Origin of the sequence: Halalkalicoccus jeotgali B3, assembly GCF_000196895.1 — an archaeon.
GTDB lineage: Archaea > Halobacteriota > Halobacteria > Halobacteriales > Halalkalicoccaceae > Halalkalicoccus > Halalkalicoccus jeotgali.
The window spans coordinates 874,604-890,215 of the sequence record NC_014297.1 but is presented as its reverse complement, the minus strand read 5'-3'; the positions used below and the strand labels follow the sequence as shown (position 1 = coordinate 890,215).

Annotated in this window: 16 protein-coding genes; 6 read left to right on the top strand and 10 right to left on the bottom strand. The window is 66.9% G+C overall.

The genetic code is table 11. The annotated features are described in order from the left end of the window. The first annotated feature begins 17 nt into the window (after positions 1 to 17). Positions 18 to 1,340: a M28 family peptidase gene (locus tag HACJB3_RS04375; RefSeq protein WP_008414341.1), complete on the top strand. Its 1,323-nt coding sequence runs from the start codon at positions 18 to 20 to the stop codon at positions 1,338 to 1,340. Here HACJB3_RS04375 and HACJB3_RS19575 read toward each other — a convergent pair. Both HACJB3_RS19575 and truA read right to left on the bottom strand, forming a co-directional pair. Further along, positions 1,328 to 1,561, bottom strand: coding sequence for a hypothetical protein (locus HACJB3_RS19575; RefSeq protein ID WP_049946383.1), 234 nt, complete (start codon positions 1,559 to 1,561; stop codon positions 1,328 to 1,330). The genes HACJB3_RS04375 and HACJB3_RS19575 overlap by 13 nt on opposite strands. A gap of 37 nt (positions 1,562 to 1,598) precedes the next feature. After that, positions 1,599 to 2,399 (bottom strand): tRNA pseudouridine(38-40) synthase TruA, encoded by an 801-nt coding sequence (gene truA, locus HACJB3_RS04370; RefSeq protein ID WP_008414339.1) that lies wholly within the window; start codon positions 2,397 to 2,399, stop codon positions 1,599 to 1,601. Between the two features lie 202 nt (positions 2,400 to 2,601). On the opposite strand from truA, the gene HACJB3_RS04365 reads away from it, so the two are divergent. Then, positions 2,602 to 3,882, top strand: a complete 1,281-nt coding sequence (locus HACJB3_RS04365; protein WP_049934527.1) for an MFS transporter — start codon at positions 2,602 to 2,604, stop codon at positions 3,880 to 3,882. 17 nt (positions 3,883 to 3,899) lie between these two features. Here HACJB3_RS04365 and HACJB3_RS20120 read toward each other — a convergent pair whose 3' ends face one another. Further along, on the bottom strand, positions 3,900 to 4,040 hold the full coding sequence (locus HACJB3_RS20120) for a hypothetical protein (protein WP_008414336.1): 141 nt from the start codon (positions 4,038 to 4,040) through the stop codon (positions 3,900 to 3,902). A 73-nt stretch (positions 4,041 to 4,113) separates the two neighbouring features. On the opposite strand from HACJB3_RS20120, the gene HACJB3_RS04360 reads away from it, so the two are divergent. After that, on the top strand, positions 4,114 to 4,557 hold the full coding sequence (locus tag HACJB3_RS04360) for a J domain-containing protein (RefSeq protein WP_008414334.1): 444 nt from the start codon (positions 4,114 to 4,116) through the stop codon (positions 4,555 to 4,557). An 83-nt stretch (positions 4,558 to 4,640) separates the two neighbouring features. Beyond that, positions 4,641 to 6,263 (top strand): GTPBP1 family GTP-binding protein, encoded by a 1,623-nt coding sequence (locus HACJB3_RS04355; protein WP_008414333.1) that lies wholly within the window; start codon positions 4,641 to 4,643, stop codon positions 6,261 to 6,263. Here the strand turns inward: HACJB3_RS04355 and HACJB3_RS04350 are convergent. The 7 genes from HACJB3_RS04350 to HACJB3_RS04320 form a co-directional block, all read right to left on the bottom strand. After that, positions 6,232 to 6,717 (bottom strand): hypothetical protein, encoded by a 486-nt coding sequence (locus tag HACJB3_RS04350; protein WP_008414332.1) that lies wholly within the window; start codon positions 6,715 to 6,717, stop codon positions 6,232 to 6,234. The genes HACJB3_RS04355 and HACJB3_RS04350 overlap by 32 nt on opposite strands. Then, positions 6,714 to 7,646, bottom strand: coding sequence for a methenyltetrahydromethanopterin cyclohydrolase (gene mch / locus HACJB3_RS04345; protein ID WP_008414331.1), 933 nt, complete (start codon positions 7,644 to 7,646; stop codon positions 6,714 to 6,716). Before mch ends, HACJB3_RS04350 begins: the two co-directional genes overlap by 4 nt. Positions 7,647 to 7,691: 45 nt before the next feature. Beyond that, the gene (locus tag HACJB3_RS04340; protein WP_008414330.1) at positions 7,692 to 8,000 is read right to left on the bottom strand and encodes an MTH1187 family thiamine-binding protein; all 309 of its coding nucleotides are present in this window, start codon (positions 7,998 to 8,000) and stop codon (positions 7,692 to 7,694) included. A gap of 40 nt (positions 8,001 to 8,040) precedes the next feature. Beyond that, positions 8,041 to 8,388, bottom strand: coding sequence for a DUF7344 domain-containing protein (locus HACJB3_RS04335; protein ID WP_008414329.1), 348 nt, complete (start codon positions 8,386 to 8,388; stop codon positions 8,041 to 8,043). A gap of 49 nt (positions 8,389 to 8,437) precedes the next feature. Beyond that, positions 8,438 to 10,024, bottom strand: a complete 1,587-nt coding sequence (locus tag HACJB3_RS04330; protein WP_008414328.1) for a bacterio-opsin activator domain-containing protein — start codon at positions 10,022 to 10,024, stop codon at positions 8,438 to 8,440. A gap of 62 nt (positions 10,025 to 10,086) precedes the next feature. After that, the gene (locus HACJB3_RS04325; protein WP_008414327.1) at positions 10,087 to 11,586 is read right to left on the bottom strand and encodes an ATPase domain-containing protein; all 1,500 of its coding nucleotides are present in this window, start codon (positions 11,584 to 11,586) and stop codon (positions 10,087 to 10,089) included. A gap of 111 nt (positions 11,587 to 11,697) precedes the next feature. Beyond that, on the bottom strand, positions 11,698 to 13,923 hold the full coding sequence (locus HACJB3_RS04320) for a CDC48 family AAA ATPase (RefSeq protein ID WP_008414326.1): 2,226 nt from the start codon (positions 13,921 to 13,923) through the stop codon (positions 11,698 to 11,700). A gap of 198 nt (positions 13,924 to 14,121) precedes the next feature. Here HACJB3_RS04320 and larC point away from each other — a divergent pair, with 198 nt between their 5' ends. Together larC and HACJB3_RS20115 are read left to right on the top strand one after the other, a co-directional pair. Further along, on the top strand, positions 14,122 to 15,387 hold the full coding sequence (gene larC / locus HACJB3_RS04315) for a nickel pincer cofactor biosynthesis protein LarC (protein ID WP_008414325.1): 1,266 nt from the start codon (positions 14,122 to 14,124) through the stop codon (positions 15,385 to 15,387). 77 nt (positions 15,388 to 15,464) lie between these two features. Beyond that, entirely contained in the window at positions 15,465 to 15,611 is a 147-nt protein-coding gene (locus HACJB3_RS20115; protein ID WP_008414324.1) for a hypothetical protein, read from the top strand. The last annotated feature ends 1 nt before the right edge of the window (position 15,612 follow it).

Sequence of the window (15,612 nt, the reverse complement as noted above, 5' to 3'; positions counted from 1 at the left end):
GCGTGCGAGCCCCCGATATGACTGAAATCGACACCGTAGTGGGGTCCGCGTGGCACGACGACGACGCCTGGGAACTGCTGACCCGCCTGACCGAACTCGACGAGCGCATGGGCGGCCATCCCGGCGAGCGCCGCGCCGCCAGGTTCGTCGCGGAGAGCTTCGAGGACGGGGGCGTTTCGGGAATCGAGGTCGAGGAGTTCGAGATGAACCGCTGGGACCGTGGCCGGGCGGAGTTCGCGATCACTGACCCCGTCGAGCGCTCCTTCGGGACGCTCGCGCTGCCGTACTCCGCGGCCGGCGAGGTCGCGGGCGAGCTCGTCGACGTCGGCTACGGGACGCCCGAGGAGATCGAGGAACGCGACGTCGCGGGCAAGATCGCCGTCGCGAGCACGACCACGCCCCCCGAGAAGGGTCGGTTCGTCCACCGGATGGAGAAGTTCGGCCACGCGATCGCCGCTGGCGCGGAGGCGTTCGTCTTCGCGAACCACGTCCCCGGTCAACTTCCCCCCACAGGGGCACTCCGGTTCGACGCGGAGGCCGCTGCCCCCGGTGTCGGCGTCTCGAAGGAGACCGGTGCATGGCTGAGCGACTACGCCAGCCAGGGCGCCCGGGCGAAGCTCTCGGTCGAGGCGAGCACCGAACGAGGAACGAGCCAGAACGTCCACGGGACGCTGGGCGAGGGGAGCGAGGAGATCGTTCTGCTGGGTCACTACGACGCCCACGACATCGCGGAGGGCGCACTCGACAACGGCTGTGGGATCGCCGTCGTCGCGGGCGCGGCCCGAATCCTCTCGGAGATGGAGCTCGACTGTCGGGTCCGGGTCGCGGGCGTGGGCTGTGAGGAAGTCGGGCTGATCGGTGCGGCGGCGCTTGCCGACTCACTGAATCCCGACTCGGTTCGGGCGGTCGTCAACGTCGACGGCGCGGGCCGCTTTCGAAACCTGCAAGCGTACACCCACGGCTCGCAGCGAATCGAAGAGCTGACTCGGGAGACCTGCAGCGAATGGGGCCAGCCGGTTTCGTTCTCGCGCGATCCCCACCCCTACAGCGACCACTGGCCGTTCCTCCAGCGGGGCGTTCCGGCGCTTCAGTTACACAGCCAGGCCCCGAGCGGGGCCGAGCGCGGTCGGGGCTGGGGACATACCCACGCCGACACCCGCGATAAGGTCGATCCCCGCAATCTCCGCGAGCACGCGATCCTCACGGCGCTGTTGGTCCGCGAGCTCACCCGAAGCGAGATACCGCGGATCGACGAGAGCGAACTCCGCGAGCAGTTACGAGAAAGCGACGCCGAGATCGGGATGCGCGCTGCGGAGGTCTGGCCAGATCACTGGGAGTAATCGGATTCTCGAATTGCGACCCTCACGGCTAAGACGAGACCACGAATCGTGAACCACCAGCAAGCGAAGATCAACAGAAGGGATGGAAGCCAGACAAGCACGATCACAGCAACGTTAATCGAGGCCGAGTAAGAACCGAATCGTAGGAGGACCAATGCAGATATTCCGAGGACGGTCCCCACCGTCAGTAAGAGGGCAGCGTCTGTTTTCGAGTCAGTCATATGCGAAGCTACTGAAGAATCAGCATAGCCCTTGTGGCTACCCGTCGAGCTCGCCCGCGATCCGTCCGGCGACCCGCGCGCCCGTCTCGCGGTCGACGCGCTTTTCTTCGAACACCTCACGGGCGCTTTCGGCGGCCCGGGCGTCGATCTCGAAGTCGAGGTCGTAGGCCGTGTGAACGAGGACGAGCGGTTCGGACGGCGCCGAAGCGATCCCTTCCGGACCCGAGAGACGCTCCTTCGAGAGGACCCGCTCGACGTACGTCGGGTCGCGCTCGCTGCGGAGGACGTCGACGACCAGCGTCACGACCCGCCTGACGAGGCGCTTGAGGAAGCCGTCGGCCCGGAGCGTGAGGACGACGAACGGCCCCTCTCGATTTGCACGCGCCCGGGTGATCGTCCGCGTCGTCGGGCCGTCCTCGGGCGTGAGATTGTGGAAATCGTGAGTCCCCGAGAGACGGGAGAGAACGCCCCGGATCGCCTCGACGTCGGCCCCGGGGGCGTGGAGGTAGTAGGCGTAGGTTCGGGATCGGGCGTCGTATCGGGCGTGGAAGTCATCGGGGGCGTCCGCCGACGCCCACGCCCGAACCGTGCCGGGGAGTTCGCTGTTGAACGCCGCGGGCGTGAGCCACTCGGGAGCCTCGAAAGCGACAGTCTGTGCGAGCGCCGAGACGCCCCTGTCGGTTCGGCCGGCCGCGGCGTAGCCGGCGGGTTTCTCGCCCTCGAACGTCACCAACCGATCGAGCGCATCGAACAGGACGCCCTCGACGGTTTCGACGTCCGGCTGGCGCTGAAAGCCGTAATAGGGGGCTCCGTCGTAGGCGATGCGAAACGCGCGCATACGGGGGACAACGCGTCGGTGCCGATAGTCCCCTCGGCTCGCGCCGCCCGATTCCCCCCGTCGATTACTCCCTTCGAAGCGTTGATCACGCCCAGCGGCGGAGTTATCGAGGACTGATGTTTTCCCGAAGCACGCACCGGGCGTGGGCCGGACGGGCCACGTTCCGACGAGGTCGGAGGGCGAGACCGTCGTGAGCGACGCGATGGTGTTCGGGGTCGATCGACAGGTGTTGACCCTCTCGATGGCGCGGGCGGCCGACGCCGTCGGCAACTCGTTTCTGATCGTCGTCCTGCCGCTGTACGTCGCGAGCGGCGTCGTCTCGGGGACGACATTCGGACTAGGCGAGGCGCTTCTCACTGGAGTGATCCTCTCTGCGTTCGGCCTGTTCAACAGCGCGCTCCAGCCGTTTGCGGGCCGGATCACGGACACGGTCGGTCGCCGCAAGCCGTTCGTCCTGCTCGGTCTCGGAGTGCTCACGCTCGCGAACTTCGCGTACTCGCTGGGATCGAGTTACTGGGCGCTGCTGGCGATCCGCGCGGCCCAGGGGATCGGGGTCGCATTCACGATCACGGCCTCGATCGCGCTGGTCAACGAACTCTCGACCGACACGACCCGCGGGGGAAGCATGGGGACGTACAACACCTTCCGGCTGCTCGGGTTCGGGATCGGCCCGATCGCTGCCGGGACCGTGGTTAACGGCGGCCCCTACACGGTTCTCGGTGTGCAGATGAGCGGGTTCGAGGCCGCCTTCTACATCGCGGCGGTTTCGGCGGCGATCAGTTTCCTGCTCGTGACGGTGCTGGTCCGCGACCCCGACGTCGAGCGGACTCACGACCCCGAGGGGACCTCGATCGCGATCCTGGACCACGACGCCGAGGGGCTGCTCGACCCCGTTTTCACCCTCGGGGTCGCCTCGCTCTTTATGGCGATCGGGATCGCGCTGCTCTCGGCGATCGAGCCGAGCGTCAACGCCCGGCTCGAACAGGGCGCGACCCTCTTTGGCATCGAGTTCGCCGCCTTCGTCCTCGTCCAAGTGCTCGTCCAGACGCCCATCGGCCGGGCCAGCGACCGCTACGGCCGCCGACCGTTCATCCTCGCCGGCCTCGTGATCCTCGCGCCGGTCACCGTCGCGGAGGGGCTGGTCGTCGCACCTTGGCAGATGATCGCCGCACGGGCCCTCCAGGGGCTGGCGGCGGCGATGGTCTTCGCGCCCGCGCTGGCGCTGGCGGGCGATCTGACCAGCGAGGGCTCCTCGGGGACCCAACTGTCGGTGCTGACGATGGCCTTCGGGCTCGGAACCGCGATCGGCCCGCTGGCCTCCGGGTTCCTGATCCGCTACGGCTATCCGATTCCCTTCGCCTTCGGCGGCATCCTCGCCTGTGTCGGGGTCGTGCTCGTCTACACGCAGGTCCACGAGACCATCGAGGGCGGTGGACTGGCCTTCCTTCTCGACGACGTCCGCGGGATCATCGCCCGGAGCTGACCGGCCGCTCGCGGGGGCTACCCCATCCCGACCGAGCAACTCGCACACTCCCCTCGCTGGCGGTCGAAGTGTCGCTCACAGACCAGACTCCCGCAGTTCGGGCAGGTGTGGTTCGCGGGTGCGCTCTCGCAGTGCTGACAGAGGCCGGACCGGCTCATGGCTGTCGTTCTCGCGCGATCCGCTTTACTCTCCCGGCGGGACGTTTACGGTCTCCGACTCCCTAGGGCGGCCGTGACCGGATCTCGGCTGCTGATAGGGCTCGCGTCGGTGTTCGCCGGGATCAGCGCCGCCATGCTCGTGGCGGCGACGGTCTACGGGACCCCGGTGCCCCTCGCGATCGCGCTCCCGTTTGCCGTCACCGGCTACCTGCTGTGGTATCAGGGGACCGGCCGGCTCGCCACCCGGATCCGGGACCGTGCCCGCCGACCGGGTCGTGCCCGATCGCGGCCGGGTACCCGATCCCGACGGCGGAGTCACACGCCCCCGCCGCGCCGGCCCGCCTCGGGACCGACCCAGCGAGAGGCCTACCGGACACTCGGCCTCGACCCCGGGGCCGGTATCGGGGAGATCAAACGAGCCTACCGCGAGAAGGTCAAAACCACCCATCCCGACCGGGGTGGCGACGAGGAAGCCTTCAAGGAGGTCACGACCGCCTACGACCGGCTGACCGAATGAGTGCGGTACTCAGTGGAGCGATAGTGTGAGAGATGGTATCACGAAACGAGTGGTTTTTGTTCGCGTCCCGCTACTCCTCGGGTATGAGCGCCGACCGGGCCGTGTTGCGCGAGGCGATCGAACACGGCGAGCACGAGGGCGGCAGTGTCGAGTTCAAGGAGCGGCTCACCAGAACGGAACACCTAGAGGGCGGGCGAATGGAGAGTCTGGCCGCCCAGTTGCGCCACCGCGTGCTCTCGGGCGACGGCGAGGCGACCTACGTCGTCGGCGTCACCGATTCGGGCGGGATCGCCGGCATCAGTCACGAGGCCTTCTCCGAGTCGATGGACGTTCTGTCCTTGCTCGCCGAGGAAGCGAGTGCCCACATCCACAACGTCCAAACCTGGAGCGCCGACGGCCCCGATGGTCGGGACGGCCTCGTGGGGGTCGCCACCCTCCGGAACGGCGCGATGCTCGAAACCGACGACGAACACGTCGTGATCGGCACCGCGGGTCACGTTGACCACGGCAAGAGCACGCTCGTAGGCTCGCTGGTCACCGGCCAGCGCGACGACGGCGAGGGCGGGACGCGGGGCTTTCTCGACGTCCAGCCCCACGAGGTCGAACGCGGCCTCTCGGCTGACCTCTCGTATGCGGTTTATGGCTTTCGTGACGATGAGCCCGTCCGCATGGACAACCCCCACCGCAAGGACGACCGGGCGGGGGTCGTCCGGGAGGCAGACCGGCTGGTCTCGTTCGTCGACACCGTCGGCCACGAGCCGTGGCTCCGGACCACGATCCGCGGGCTCGTCGGTCAGAAACTCGACTACGGGCTGTTGACGGTGGCCGCCGACGACGGCCCCACCAAGACGACCCGCGAACACCTCGGGGTGTTGCTCGCGACAGACCTGCCTACCGTCGTCGCGATCACCAAGGTCGATCTGGTCGACGACGAACGGCTCGGGGAGGTCACCCGCGAGGTCGAGCGCCTCCTTCGTGATGTGGGGCGCACGCCGCTTCCGGTCGCGCGCCACGGCGTGGCCGCCGCGATCGAGGAGATCGACGAGACGGTCGTCCCGATCCTGCGGACGAGTGCCGTCACCGGGCGGGGACTGGAGACGCTTGACGCGCTGTTCAAGGGCCTCCCCAAACGCACGAACGACGCGGGCGAGTTCCGGATGTACGTCGACCGCACCTACTCGATCACCGGCGTCGGGGCGGTCGCCTCGGGCACCGTGAAATCGGGCGTCGTCGAGGCCGGCGACGAACTCCTGTTGGGCCCGCTCGCGGACGGCACCTTCGCCGAGGTCGAGGTCCGTTCGATCGAGATGCACTATCACCGGGTGGATACGGCCCAAGCGGGCCGAATCGTCGGCATCGCGCTCAAGGGCGTCCGGGAGGCCGATATCGAGCGCGGGATGGTGTTGCTTCCCCGCGAGGCCGAGCCCGAACCCGTCCGGGAGTTCGACGCCGAGGTGATGGTGCTCAATCACCCCACGCGGATCGGCACGGGCTACGAACCGGTCGTTCACCTCGAGACGATCAGCGAGGCGGGCGTGTTCACACCGACGGACGAACGGCTCCTCCCGGGCGATACGGGCCGGACCCGCGTTCGGTTCAAGTTCCGGCCCTACCTCGTCGAGGAGGGCCAACGGTTCGTCTTTCGCGAGGGGCGGAGCAAGGGCGTCGGCACCGTCACGGACGTGAACCCGAGCGATCGAGACTGACGTAGCCCTCCGTCCGGCGTTCGGCGAGGCCCAACAGGACGAACCACTCCAGGAGGCGCCCGATGCGCTGGCTCCAGAGCGTCTCCCAGTCGGGGGTGCGGTGGCGCTCCCACCGGGGCACCGCCTCGAAGCGCTCGAAGACCTCGTCGGCGGTACGCGGGTGCTCCGAGAGGATCCCCTCGACTTCGCGAGCGCCGTAGACGCCCGCGAGCAGCGCCTCGCCCAGTTCGGGCTCCTCGCGCGTGCGATGGAAGCCAGAGGACCCTTCTCGGACCAGCCCCAGCCCCCGGAGGAACGTCAGCCAGTCGCTCGCCGTATCGGGATCGACGTCGGTCCGGGCAACCAGCCGGTCACAGCAACTCGCCTCGGGCTCGGGGACCAGTGGCACCGCCGCCCGAATCGCCGCGACCGCCTCGACCGAGTCGGGCGCTTCGGGGACCGGCTTGACCCTCATAGACCGAAGCTGGATTCGAGTAACGTCTCGTTTCGCTGTCCGTAGTGGTAGGTCTCTCCGCCGAGGACGTCGATAGTCACCTCCGCGGGCGCGAAGATCGATTCGGGGACGTCGTACAGTTCCCAGTCGACGTCCTCGAAGATCTCGGCGAACGGGCGGCCGTACTCCTCGCTTGCCGTCGAGGCCACCTCGTCGAACCGGTCGAACTCCTCGCGGACGACGACGTGGGCCCGTCCGCCGTAGGCCAGCGCATCGTTGGTCCGGCCGATGGCGGCCTCCTCGCTGTCCGCGACGGGCGCGACGGGCGCGCTCGCACTCGCGGTGACGATGTCCAGCGGGTCGTAGCCGAGTTCCGAAAGGCGAAAGACCGCGAGTTCGGCGGCGCGGGCGGCCATATTGACGCTGCCGGCGAGACTCGCCGTCGAGAACGCGGGGAGGAAGACCGCACTCGGCTCCACATCGGTCAGATCGGCGACCTGCTGTGCGGCCGCCTCAGTAGGTAGCCCCTCGCTCTCGACGGCGAGTACCGCGAACTCGAAGACGTCCTCGTAGCCCACGCGAGCGTACTCCTCCTCCTCGGCGACCAGCGCGCGGGCCGGCCCCGATCCGAGCCCCTCGAAGTCCTCGGCGGCGAGCTCCCAGCCGGCCTTCTGTGAGCAGAGTACGGCCAGCGCGGGCTGGTCGGTCGAGAACTCGACGAAGGGCATGGGGACGCCGGCGACCGCGTCCATGCGGGTCTGGACGGTCGCCAGCCCCGCCGTCTGGATCTCGACGAGCAACAGGCCGGCTTCGAGGCCGCCGTCGGCCGCCACACCGAAGTCAAGAACCGTCGTTTCGCCGTCGAGTTCGGAGACACGGATGTTGAGCTCGTCGGCGAAGTCGATCGCCTCGTCGACGAGTTCGAGCGCCATGCGATTGAGACTATCCATACCCCGATTGAGAGATGGGCCGTCTTGGAAATATCGGTCGCGCGGTCAGTCGCTCCGGGGCTCGCGTCCGAGTTCGCGCTCGACGGCCGTGACCTTCTCGCCTGCGCCTTCGTCGCTCGCGCGTTTGTCGTCGATCTTCAACACCGTGCTCACCCGGTCGCCGTCGACGGCCTCGTGGGCGGCCCGCGCGGCGGCGAACAGTTCCTCCGTGCTCCGGGCCTCGATGACCGTTCCCATCGGATTGGTCTCGTAGCTGACGTCGAACTCCTCGAGGGCGTCGACGGCTTTTGCCACTTCGCCGGCCATGCTCCCCTCGGTAACGGGCGCGACGCTCAGTAGCGCGACGACTGTCATATGACTGGATGGCGATCCACCCACCTAAAGCCGACCGGTGCTATCGAAGGGAGTTCGGAAGCGAGGCGAGCACCCGACTGCCCACCTCGGTCACGGTGGCGGTCTCGTTCGCCCGGTCGTACTCGATCAGCCCCGCCTCGGTCAGCTTCGGGAGGTGGACGTGTCGGAGCGTCCTGAGAGCCTCCGTCGAGTCCGCTGGGCTGGCCCGTCCGGCGGACTCGAGTGCGATCGCTGCCGCGAGGTCGGGCGCGGTGATCGGACCGCCGTGCTCGCACATCCGTTCGAGAACGAGCCGTCGCTGGGGTTTTGCGAGCGTCCGAAGTGCGATGTCCATGTCGCCGAACGCCTCATCCGATCCAGTCGTCGAACTGCCTGTCTTCGCGCCCATTGATACGCAACTATTGTCATAGTATATAAAGAGAGTAGGCCCCCATCAATTAGGTATCCGATCGGCCGTCGCGCTCGAAGAAGGCATCGAGCAGTTTACGCTCCCCGACCCGGAGGTGCTGGTGGAGCGTCGAGGGTGTGATACCGAGCGACTGGGCGATCTCCTCGCCGGTGCTCTCGCGGGGCCAGCCGAAGAACCCCGAGAGGTACGCCGCCTGCAACACCTCACGCTGGCGCTCGGTGAGGTCGGCTTCGAGGGCGGCCCGGAAGGCTCCACGGTCGGTCGTGGAGCGTTCGGTCTGGCGCTGTGCGCGCAACTCCCCGTCGGGATACCGCGAGAGGATCCCCTCGACGACCGCCTTGACCGCGACCGACTGGGGGAGCGTCGCCACGACCGAACAGCGCCCGTCGGCGCCGGTGAGGGACTCGACGGTCGCGCCCTGATCGGCGAAGGCTTCAAGCAGCGACTCGCCGAACCGGAGTTCGAACAGCGCCTCCCCGTCGTGCTCGGTGATGAGGCGGGCGCTCGTGATCGCCGGGGACTCCGTGAGTTCCTCGAGGGCCTCGCTCGGTGACGGGCCATCGATCGCGTAGAATTCGAGGAGGTTGCCATCGTCGTCCGATACGGCTCCTTCGAGCGAAACCTCGTAACCCGAGCGCGAGAGCGCGACCAGCGGGGCCGGCGTGTCCTCGAAGATCAAGCGCAGTTCGGTGACGGTGTCGGCAAAGAGGGCCTTCTTGCTCTCGGCGGCGTTGATCGCGTGCCCGATCGTCCGGCCGAGCTCTTCGAGGACTGCCCGTTCGTCCCCGCCGAAGGCCTCCGACCGGTCGGAGTAGACCCCGAGAACGCCGTAGACGGTCTCGCCGTAGACAAGTGGGACGGCCGCTATCGAGGGGTACTCCCTTTCGAGGGCTCGCTTGGTCCACTCGCGGTCGTGCTCGTCGGACCGAACGAACCGCGCCTCGCCCATCGAGAGGGCTTCCCCGGTCGGCTCGCCGTTTGCCTCGACGGGGATCTTCGCGTCGAGGTACCCCTCCTCGACGCCGGCGGCCGTCCGCGGCTCGACGGTCCGTCCCGTTACCGCCGGCTCGCCGATCCAGGCGAAGCGATACGGCGGGGCGTCGGCGAGCTGCTCGCAGACCTCGCGTTCGATCTCCTCGCGGGTAACCGCGGTCACGAGCGCGCCGTTTACCGTCCGTATCACCGCGTTGATATGGTTGAGCGTCCGGAGTTCGTCGTTTCGGTCCCGCAGGTCCACCGAGAGCTCCCGGGTCCGAAGCAAGTTCTCGATCCGGCCGTGGAGTTCGGTCTTCTTGACCGGGGCGGTGATGAGTTCGTCGACACCCTCCTGGACGACGGCGTCGATCTGCGACCAGATCTCGGAGCTGATCTCCGTGAGGTGTTGCTGGGAGACGACGAGCAGGTAGGGGAGAAACACCGGCTCGGCGGCCCGTTTTCGCTTCGCAAGCCGACTCGCGTGGCGTTCGAGTGATGCACGATCCAGGATACAGAGGTCCGGCGAGCGCTTGGGATTACCTTCGTCGAGCGACCCCACGACCTCGTGTCGGTTCGAGAGCCACTCGGCGAGCAGGCGGCGGTTCTCGTCGCGATCGATCAGGAGGAGTATCTCCGCCATTCAACCGGCCTCAGTGAGCGTCTCGGTCCGGCGCTCCCGGTGACGGGGCGTTCGATAGCGACTCATGACTCGGACTCCGAACCGCCGTCGCGTAGCAGTTCGTTCGGTTCGTCGACCCACTCGGGGGTGCCGTTCAGAATGCCCCGAAGATCCGTCATCGGCTCGCCGATCCGGATGCCGTACTCGTCGAGTTCGAACTCCCGGACCGAGCGCTCGAAGTCGCTCGTGCGCTTTTTCAGCACGCCAATGGCCTTTCGCATCTCGCCGCCGATCTCCAGATGGCGCAAAAAGAGGATGTTGTCGGCCAGATAGCTCACGCCGTCGTCGGTCACCTCGAAATCGGCCGCGATGGAGTTGGTCTCGTTGATCAACAACAACGTTGCACCCATGTTCTTCATGTACTTGCCGAGCTTGTGGATCTCGCGCGTCAGGTCGTCGCGATCCCCGTGGACCGAGAGGCGATAGCCGACGATCCCATCGAGCATCACGATCTCGGTGTCGTGGTCCTCTATCTCTCGGCGCACGCGGTAGGCGAACTCGTCGGCCGAGAGTTCGAGCGGTTCGATCTCCTCGATCCGCAATGTCCCCCGGTCAAGCATCTCCCGTATCGGCATGTTGATCGACTCACACCGGTGGATCAACGTTTCCCTCCCTTCCTCGAACGTATAGACGACCGAGCGCTCGCCCCGTCCGGCGGCCTCCTTCATGAACTGAACTCCCGTCGTCGTCTTTCCCACCCCGGTCGGCCCGGTGATGATCGTCGCGGTCCCCCGTTCGAGGCCGCCGTACAGCAACTGATCGAGCTCGGGCACCCCCGACGGGATCGTCTCGTTGGCGAACTCCCGACCGTGCTGGCGCGGGATGAGATCGGGAAAGACGTGCAGCCCGCCGTGTCTGATCCGAAAGGAGTGGCGCCCGTCCTCGAAATTCGAGCCGCGAAACTTGGTCACCTCGAGGAGGCGCTCGCGCAAGTGACGCGTGAGCGTGATCGTCCCATCGCTCATGAACTGGAGGTCGTCGTCGGGCTGGGGGGTCGTGTCCTGGGAGGTAAACAGCACCGTCGCGCCCTCGCCGTGGAGGAAATCCATAAAGGAGAGCACCTGCTTGCGGAACTGGTAGTCGTCGGGCGCGAGGTAGCGAAGCTGGGTCAGCGGGTCGACGAACACCCGATCGGGCGTCAGCGTCTCGACGCGGTCTGCGATCTCGGCGGTCAACGACTCCTGTTCGACCTCGTCCGGGCTGAAGATGTCATAGGAGAGGTCCTTCGAGAAGAACTCCGAGTCCGGGCTCAGATCGAGGAACTCGAGATCCTCGACGTCGAACCCGAAGGAGGCAGCGTTCTGTCGGATGTTCGCCGCCGATTCCTCCGGATTGATATAGAGGACCTCCTCGCCGTTCTCGGCGCCGTTCAGGAGGAAGTGAAGTCCCAACAGACTCTTTCCGGTTCCCGGATCGCCCCGGACCATGTACGTTCGCTCGGGAATGAATCCGCCGTGGAGAATCGAATCAACGCCCTCGACACCCGTCGACACTCGCTCACCGGTCGTCTCCTGGGTCTGCATACGTTTTTTAATCTCTTGAAGTGGATATAATTTACTTATTTGTAGAAATAATATATCCGGCGACAAGTTGGACTCGAGGACGGCCGGTTCCGATCGAGACGGCTCGCGAGCCTACTGGAAGCCGATCCGACTGCCCTGTCTGTTCCGGCCGGGCTCTGCGGTGCCGCCCGCGAACTCGTCTTTGATCTGCTCGTAGTACCCGAGGATGTCGTCGGTGATCGTCGGCCGGACCGACTCCATCGCCCCCCGGAAGTGGCGCATCTCGACGACGTCGGCGTCCCTGTCCTCTCGCAGCGCGGTCATCGCGGCCTCGCGGGCGATGCTCGCCAGATCGCTGCCGACGAACCCGTCGGTGATCTCCGCGAGCTCCCGGAGGCTGACGTCGGCTGCGAGCGGGATGTCCTGGGTGTGGATCTCGAGGATCTCCTTGCGGCCTTCCTCGCCGGGCTGGCCGACCATCACGAGTCGGTCGAACCGCCCCGAGCGGATGAGCGCCGGGTCGATCATGTCCGGGCGGTTGGTCGCGGCGATCACCATGACGTTCTCCATCTCCTCGAGCCCGTCGAGCTCCGTCAGGAGCTGGTTGACGACGCGTTCGGAGACGTTCGAGCCGACTTCCCCGCCCCGTGCGGGCGCGAGGCTGTCGAGTTCGTCGAAGAAGATCACTGTGGGACTGACCTGCCGTGCCTTGCGGAAGGTCTGGCGGATCGCCTTCTCGCTCTCGCCGACCCACTTGCTGAGTAGTTGGGGCCCGCGGATCGAGATGAAGTTCGCGTTCGTCTCGTTGGCGACGGCTTTCGCCATCAGCGTCTTGCCGGTGCCCGGCGGACCGTAGAGGAGAACGCCCGCCGGCGGGTCGATGCCCAGCCTGTCGAAGCGCTCCGGGTTGGTCAGGGGCCACTCGACGCTCTCCTTGATGTCGCCGATGGCGTCTTCGAGCCCGCCGACGTCGTTCCAGGAGATCTTCGGCAGCTCGACGAGCACCTCGCGCATGGCGCTTGGCTCGACCTCGCCGAGCGCGCCCCGGAAGTCCCCGCGCTTGACGATCATCCGGTCGATCAGTTCGGGGGGGACCTCCTCCTCGTCGAGGTTGATCTCGGGGAGGTACCGACGCAGCGCGCGCATCGCCGCCTCCTTCGTCAGACTCTCGATGTCCGCCCCGACGAACCCGTGGGTGTCGTCGGCGAGCTCCGAGAGGCTCACGTCGTCGGAAAGGGGCATTCCCCGAGTGTGGATCTGGAGGATCTCCTCGCGTCCGACCTCGTCGGGGACGTCGATCGAGATCTCCCGATCGAACCGACCCGGCCGACGCAGCGCGGGGTCGACGCTATCGACGCGGTTGGTCGCGGCGATGACAATGACCTGCCCCCGACTTTCGAGGCCGTCCATCATCGTCAGCAGCTGGGCGACCACGCGGCGTTCGACCTCGCCGGTGACGTCCTCGCGTTTGGGCGCGATCGAGTCGAGCTCGTCGATGAAGATGATCGCCGGGGACTCCTCGCTTGCGTCCTCGAAGATCTCTCTCAGTTGCTGTTCACTCTCCCCGTAGTACTTCGAGATGATTTCGGGACCCGCGATCGAGAAGAAGCTCGCCGACGTCTCGTTTGCGACCGCCTTCGCGAGCAGGGTCTTGCCGGTGCCGGGCGGACCGTGCAGCAGGACGCCTTGGGGCGGCTCGATCCCCAGCTTCTTGAAGATCTGGGGGTGTTTCATCGGCAGCTCGACCATCTCGCGCACCCGCTGGATCTCGTTTTGGAGGCCGCCGATGTCCTCGTAGGTGATCCCTGAACCAGCCTTCTCGAAGCCGGAAATGGGCTCTTCGCGCAGTTCGACGTCCGTGTCCTCGGTGATCAGACAGACGCCCTCGGGCTCGGTCTCGACGGCGATCAGCGGAATGGCCTGGCCGGGCGAGCGCATGAAGGGATGGTTCGTCGAGGACATGACGGGGACGATGTCGCGCTCGACGACCGGGCGCTTGAGGATCTGGCGTTTGACCATGCCGGCGGCGTCCGAACCGAACTGGACCGACGCCTCCTCGGGCGGGGCCAACACCAGCTTCTCGGCCTTCGTCGCGTCGGCCTTGCGGATGGTGACGCGCTCGCCGATACCGACGTCGGCGTTCTGGCGGGTGAACCCGTCGATCCTGACGGTGTCGGTGTTCCAGTCCTGGCGATCGGCGCGCCAGACCTTCGCGGCGGTCGTGTCGCCGCCTTCGATCTCGATGATGTCTCCGGGGCTCAGCTTCAGGTGCAACAACGTGTCCGGATCGAGGCGGGCGATGCCCCTGCCCGAGTCGTTCGGGTAGGCTTTCGCGACCTCGAGTTGTACTTCGTTCATGATGGGGCTGCGGGGATGGTGGGTGTCTGGTTGCGGCGCCGATAGGTCTTGTGTTGCGGCCGCTCGCTACCGGCCTCGCGTGTCAGTCCTTCGCACGATACCCTACGGACGAGGGGGTACAAAACCCTACTGCTTGGAGGGACGTTTCGACGGGTCCGGATGACGTGATACTTTGCCCGCGAGCGCGAGGACTACGGTATGAGAACGGTTGCGTTCGACGGGCGGACCGGTGCGAGCGGCGATATGATCCTCGGGGCCCTTCTCGCGGCCGGGGCGGACCCCGCCGTCCTCGCTCCGGTCGAGACCGCCCTCGGCGTGCGCTACGAGGTGGACGGGGTGATGAAAAACGGCATCAGTGCGACCGGGGTGACCGTGAGCCGTGATCGCGGACACGCCGAGGACGATCACCGACACGAGGACGGCGATGATCACGCACACGATCACGTCGAGGGCCACGGTCCCCACCGCTCGTACCGCGAGGTGTGTGCGCTCGTCGAGTCGATGGATCTCGATTCCGCCGTCGAGGAGCGCGCGCTCGCGGTCTTCGCGGTCCTCGGGGAGGCCGAGGCCAGCGTCCACGGCGAGGACCTGGAGTCGATCCACTTCCACGAGGTGGGTGCGGACGACGCCATCGCGGACGTGGTCGGCGCGACCCTCCTGCTCTCGGACCTCGGGCCCGACCGGGTGGTGACGACGCCGCTGTCGGCGGGCGGGGGCACGGTCGAGATGAGCCACGGCACCTACCCCGTCCCCGGGCCGGCGGTCGTCGAGATCGCCCGGTCGGCCGACTGGTCGCTGCGCGGCGGTCCCGTCGAGCGCGAACTGCTGACGCCGACGGGTGCGGCGATCCTCGCGGTCGTCGCCGACGGCGTCGGGTCGGTTCCCGACCTCCACGTCGAAGATGTCGGGTACGGTGCGGGCACCGCCGACCTCGATGAGCACCCGAACGTCCTGCGTGCGACCGTCGGCACGTCGCGTGCGGACCACGCGGACCACGCGGGCCACGAGGGGATCACGGTTCTCGAGACCAACGTCGACGACGTCTCGCCCGAAATCCTCGGCGGGCTCCAGGAGACGCTCACAGACGCGGGTGCGCGCGACGTTACGCTCCTCCCGACGACGATGAAGAAGTCCCGACCCGGTCACCTCGTGAAGGTGATCTGCCGGCCCGAGAACGCCCGAGAGGTCGCCAGACGGCTCGCAGAGGAGACGGGAACGCTCGGCGTGCGCGCGACCCCCGGGACCCACCGGTGGACCGCCCGGCGGGAGATCGAATCCGTCACCGTCGCGATCGACGACGACGAACACGAGATCGACGTCAAAATCGCCAGCGACGACGCGGGGGTGGTCTACGATGCCAGCCCGGAGTACGACGACGCCGCGGCGATCGCCCGCGAGACCGGCGCGACGATCCGGGAGGTCATGGCCCGCGCGGAGTCGGCGTGGCGGGCAGACAGGCAATAATACTGAATTATACACATATTACTTTTAAATCTGTATCAGGGGTACGGTTATATCGGATGCGCGACTGGAGACGAGTAATGACGCCGACGCTCACAGCCACGAAAGCAGAATCGAAGCCGACTCCGACCGACACGACCCGTGCAGAGAGCGCGACCTGCCCCGACTGTGGAAAGCGCGCGATCAACGTTCAGGGCCTGCTCGACTGTCCGAACTGCGGGTTCTGAA

What these genes read in the sequence shown, in the direction of transcription:
- mch (WP_008414331.1), bottom strand. Translation starts at nt 7,646, where the DNA reads ATGGATAGTCTCAATCGCATGGCGCTCGAACTCGTCGACGAGGCGATC.
- HACJB3_RS04350 (WP_008414332.1), bottom strand. Translation starts at nt 6,717, where the DNA reads ATGAGGGTCAAGCCGGTCCCCGAAGCGCCCGACTCGGTCGAGGCGGTC.
- HACJB3_RS20120 (WP_008414336.1), bottom strand. Translation starts at nt 4,040, where the DNA reads ATGAGCCGGTCCGGCCTCTGTCAGCACTGCGAGAGCGCACCCGCGAAC.
- HACJB3_RS04375 (WP_008414341.1), top strand. Translation starts at nt 18, where the DNA reads ATGACTGAAATCGACACCGTAGTGGGGTCCGCGTGGCACGACGACGAC.
- HACJB3_RS04335 (WP_008414329.1), bottom strand. Translation starts at nt 8,388, where the DNA reads ATGGGCGCGAAGACAGGCAGTTCGACGACTGGATCGGATGAGGCGTTC.
- HACJB3_RS04355 (WP_008414333.1), top strand. Translation starts at nt 4,641, where the DNA reads ATGAGCGCCGACCGGGCCGTGTTGCGCGAGGCGATCGAACACGGCGAG.
- HACJB3_RS19575 (WP_049946383.1), bottom strand. Translation starts at nt 1,561, where the DNA reads ATGACTGACTCGAAAACAGACGCTGCCCTCTTACTGACGGTGGGGACC.
- HACJB3_RS04330 (WP_008414328.1), bottom strand. Translation starts at nt 10,024, where the DNA reads ATGGCGGAGATACTCCTCCTGATCGATCGCGACGAGAACCGCCGCCTG.
- HACJB3_RS20115 (WP_008414324.1), top strand. Translation starts at nt 15,465, where the DNA reads ATGACGCCGACGCTCACAGCCACGAAAGCAGAATCGAAGCCGACTCCG.
- HACJB3_RS04365 (WP_049934527.1), top strand. Translation starts at nt 2,602, where the DNA reads ATGGTGTTCGGGGTCGATCGACAGGTGTTGACCCTCTCGATGGCGCGG.
- HACJB3_RS04325 (WP_008414327.1), bottom strand. Translation starts at nt 11,586, where the DNA reads ATGCAGACCCAGGAGACGACCGGTGAGCGAGTGTCGACGGGTGTCGAG.
- larC (WP_008414325.1), top strand. Translation starts at nt 14,122, where the DNA reads ATGAGAACGGTTGCGTTCGACGGGCGGACCGGTGCGAGCGGCGATATG.
- HACJB3_RS04320 (WP_008414326.1), bottom strand. Translation starts at nt 13,923, where the DNA reads ATGAACGAAGTACAACTCGAGGTCGCGAAAGCCTACCCGAACGACTCG.
- truA (WP_008414339.1), bottom strand. Translation starts at nt 2,399, where the DNA reads ATGCGCGCGTTTCGCATCGCCTACGACGGAGCCCCCTATTACGGCTTT.
- HACJB3_RS04340 (WP_008414330.1), bottom strand. Translation starts at nt 8,000, where the DNA reads ATGACAGTCGTCGCGCTACTGAGCGTCGCGCCCGTTACCGAGGGGAGC.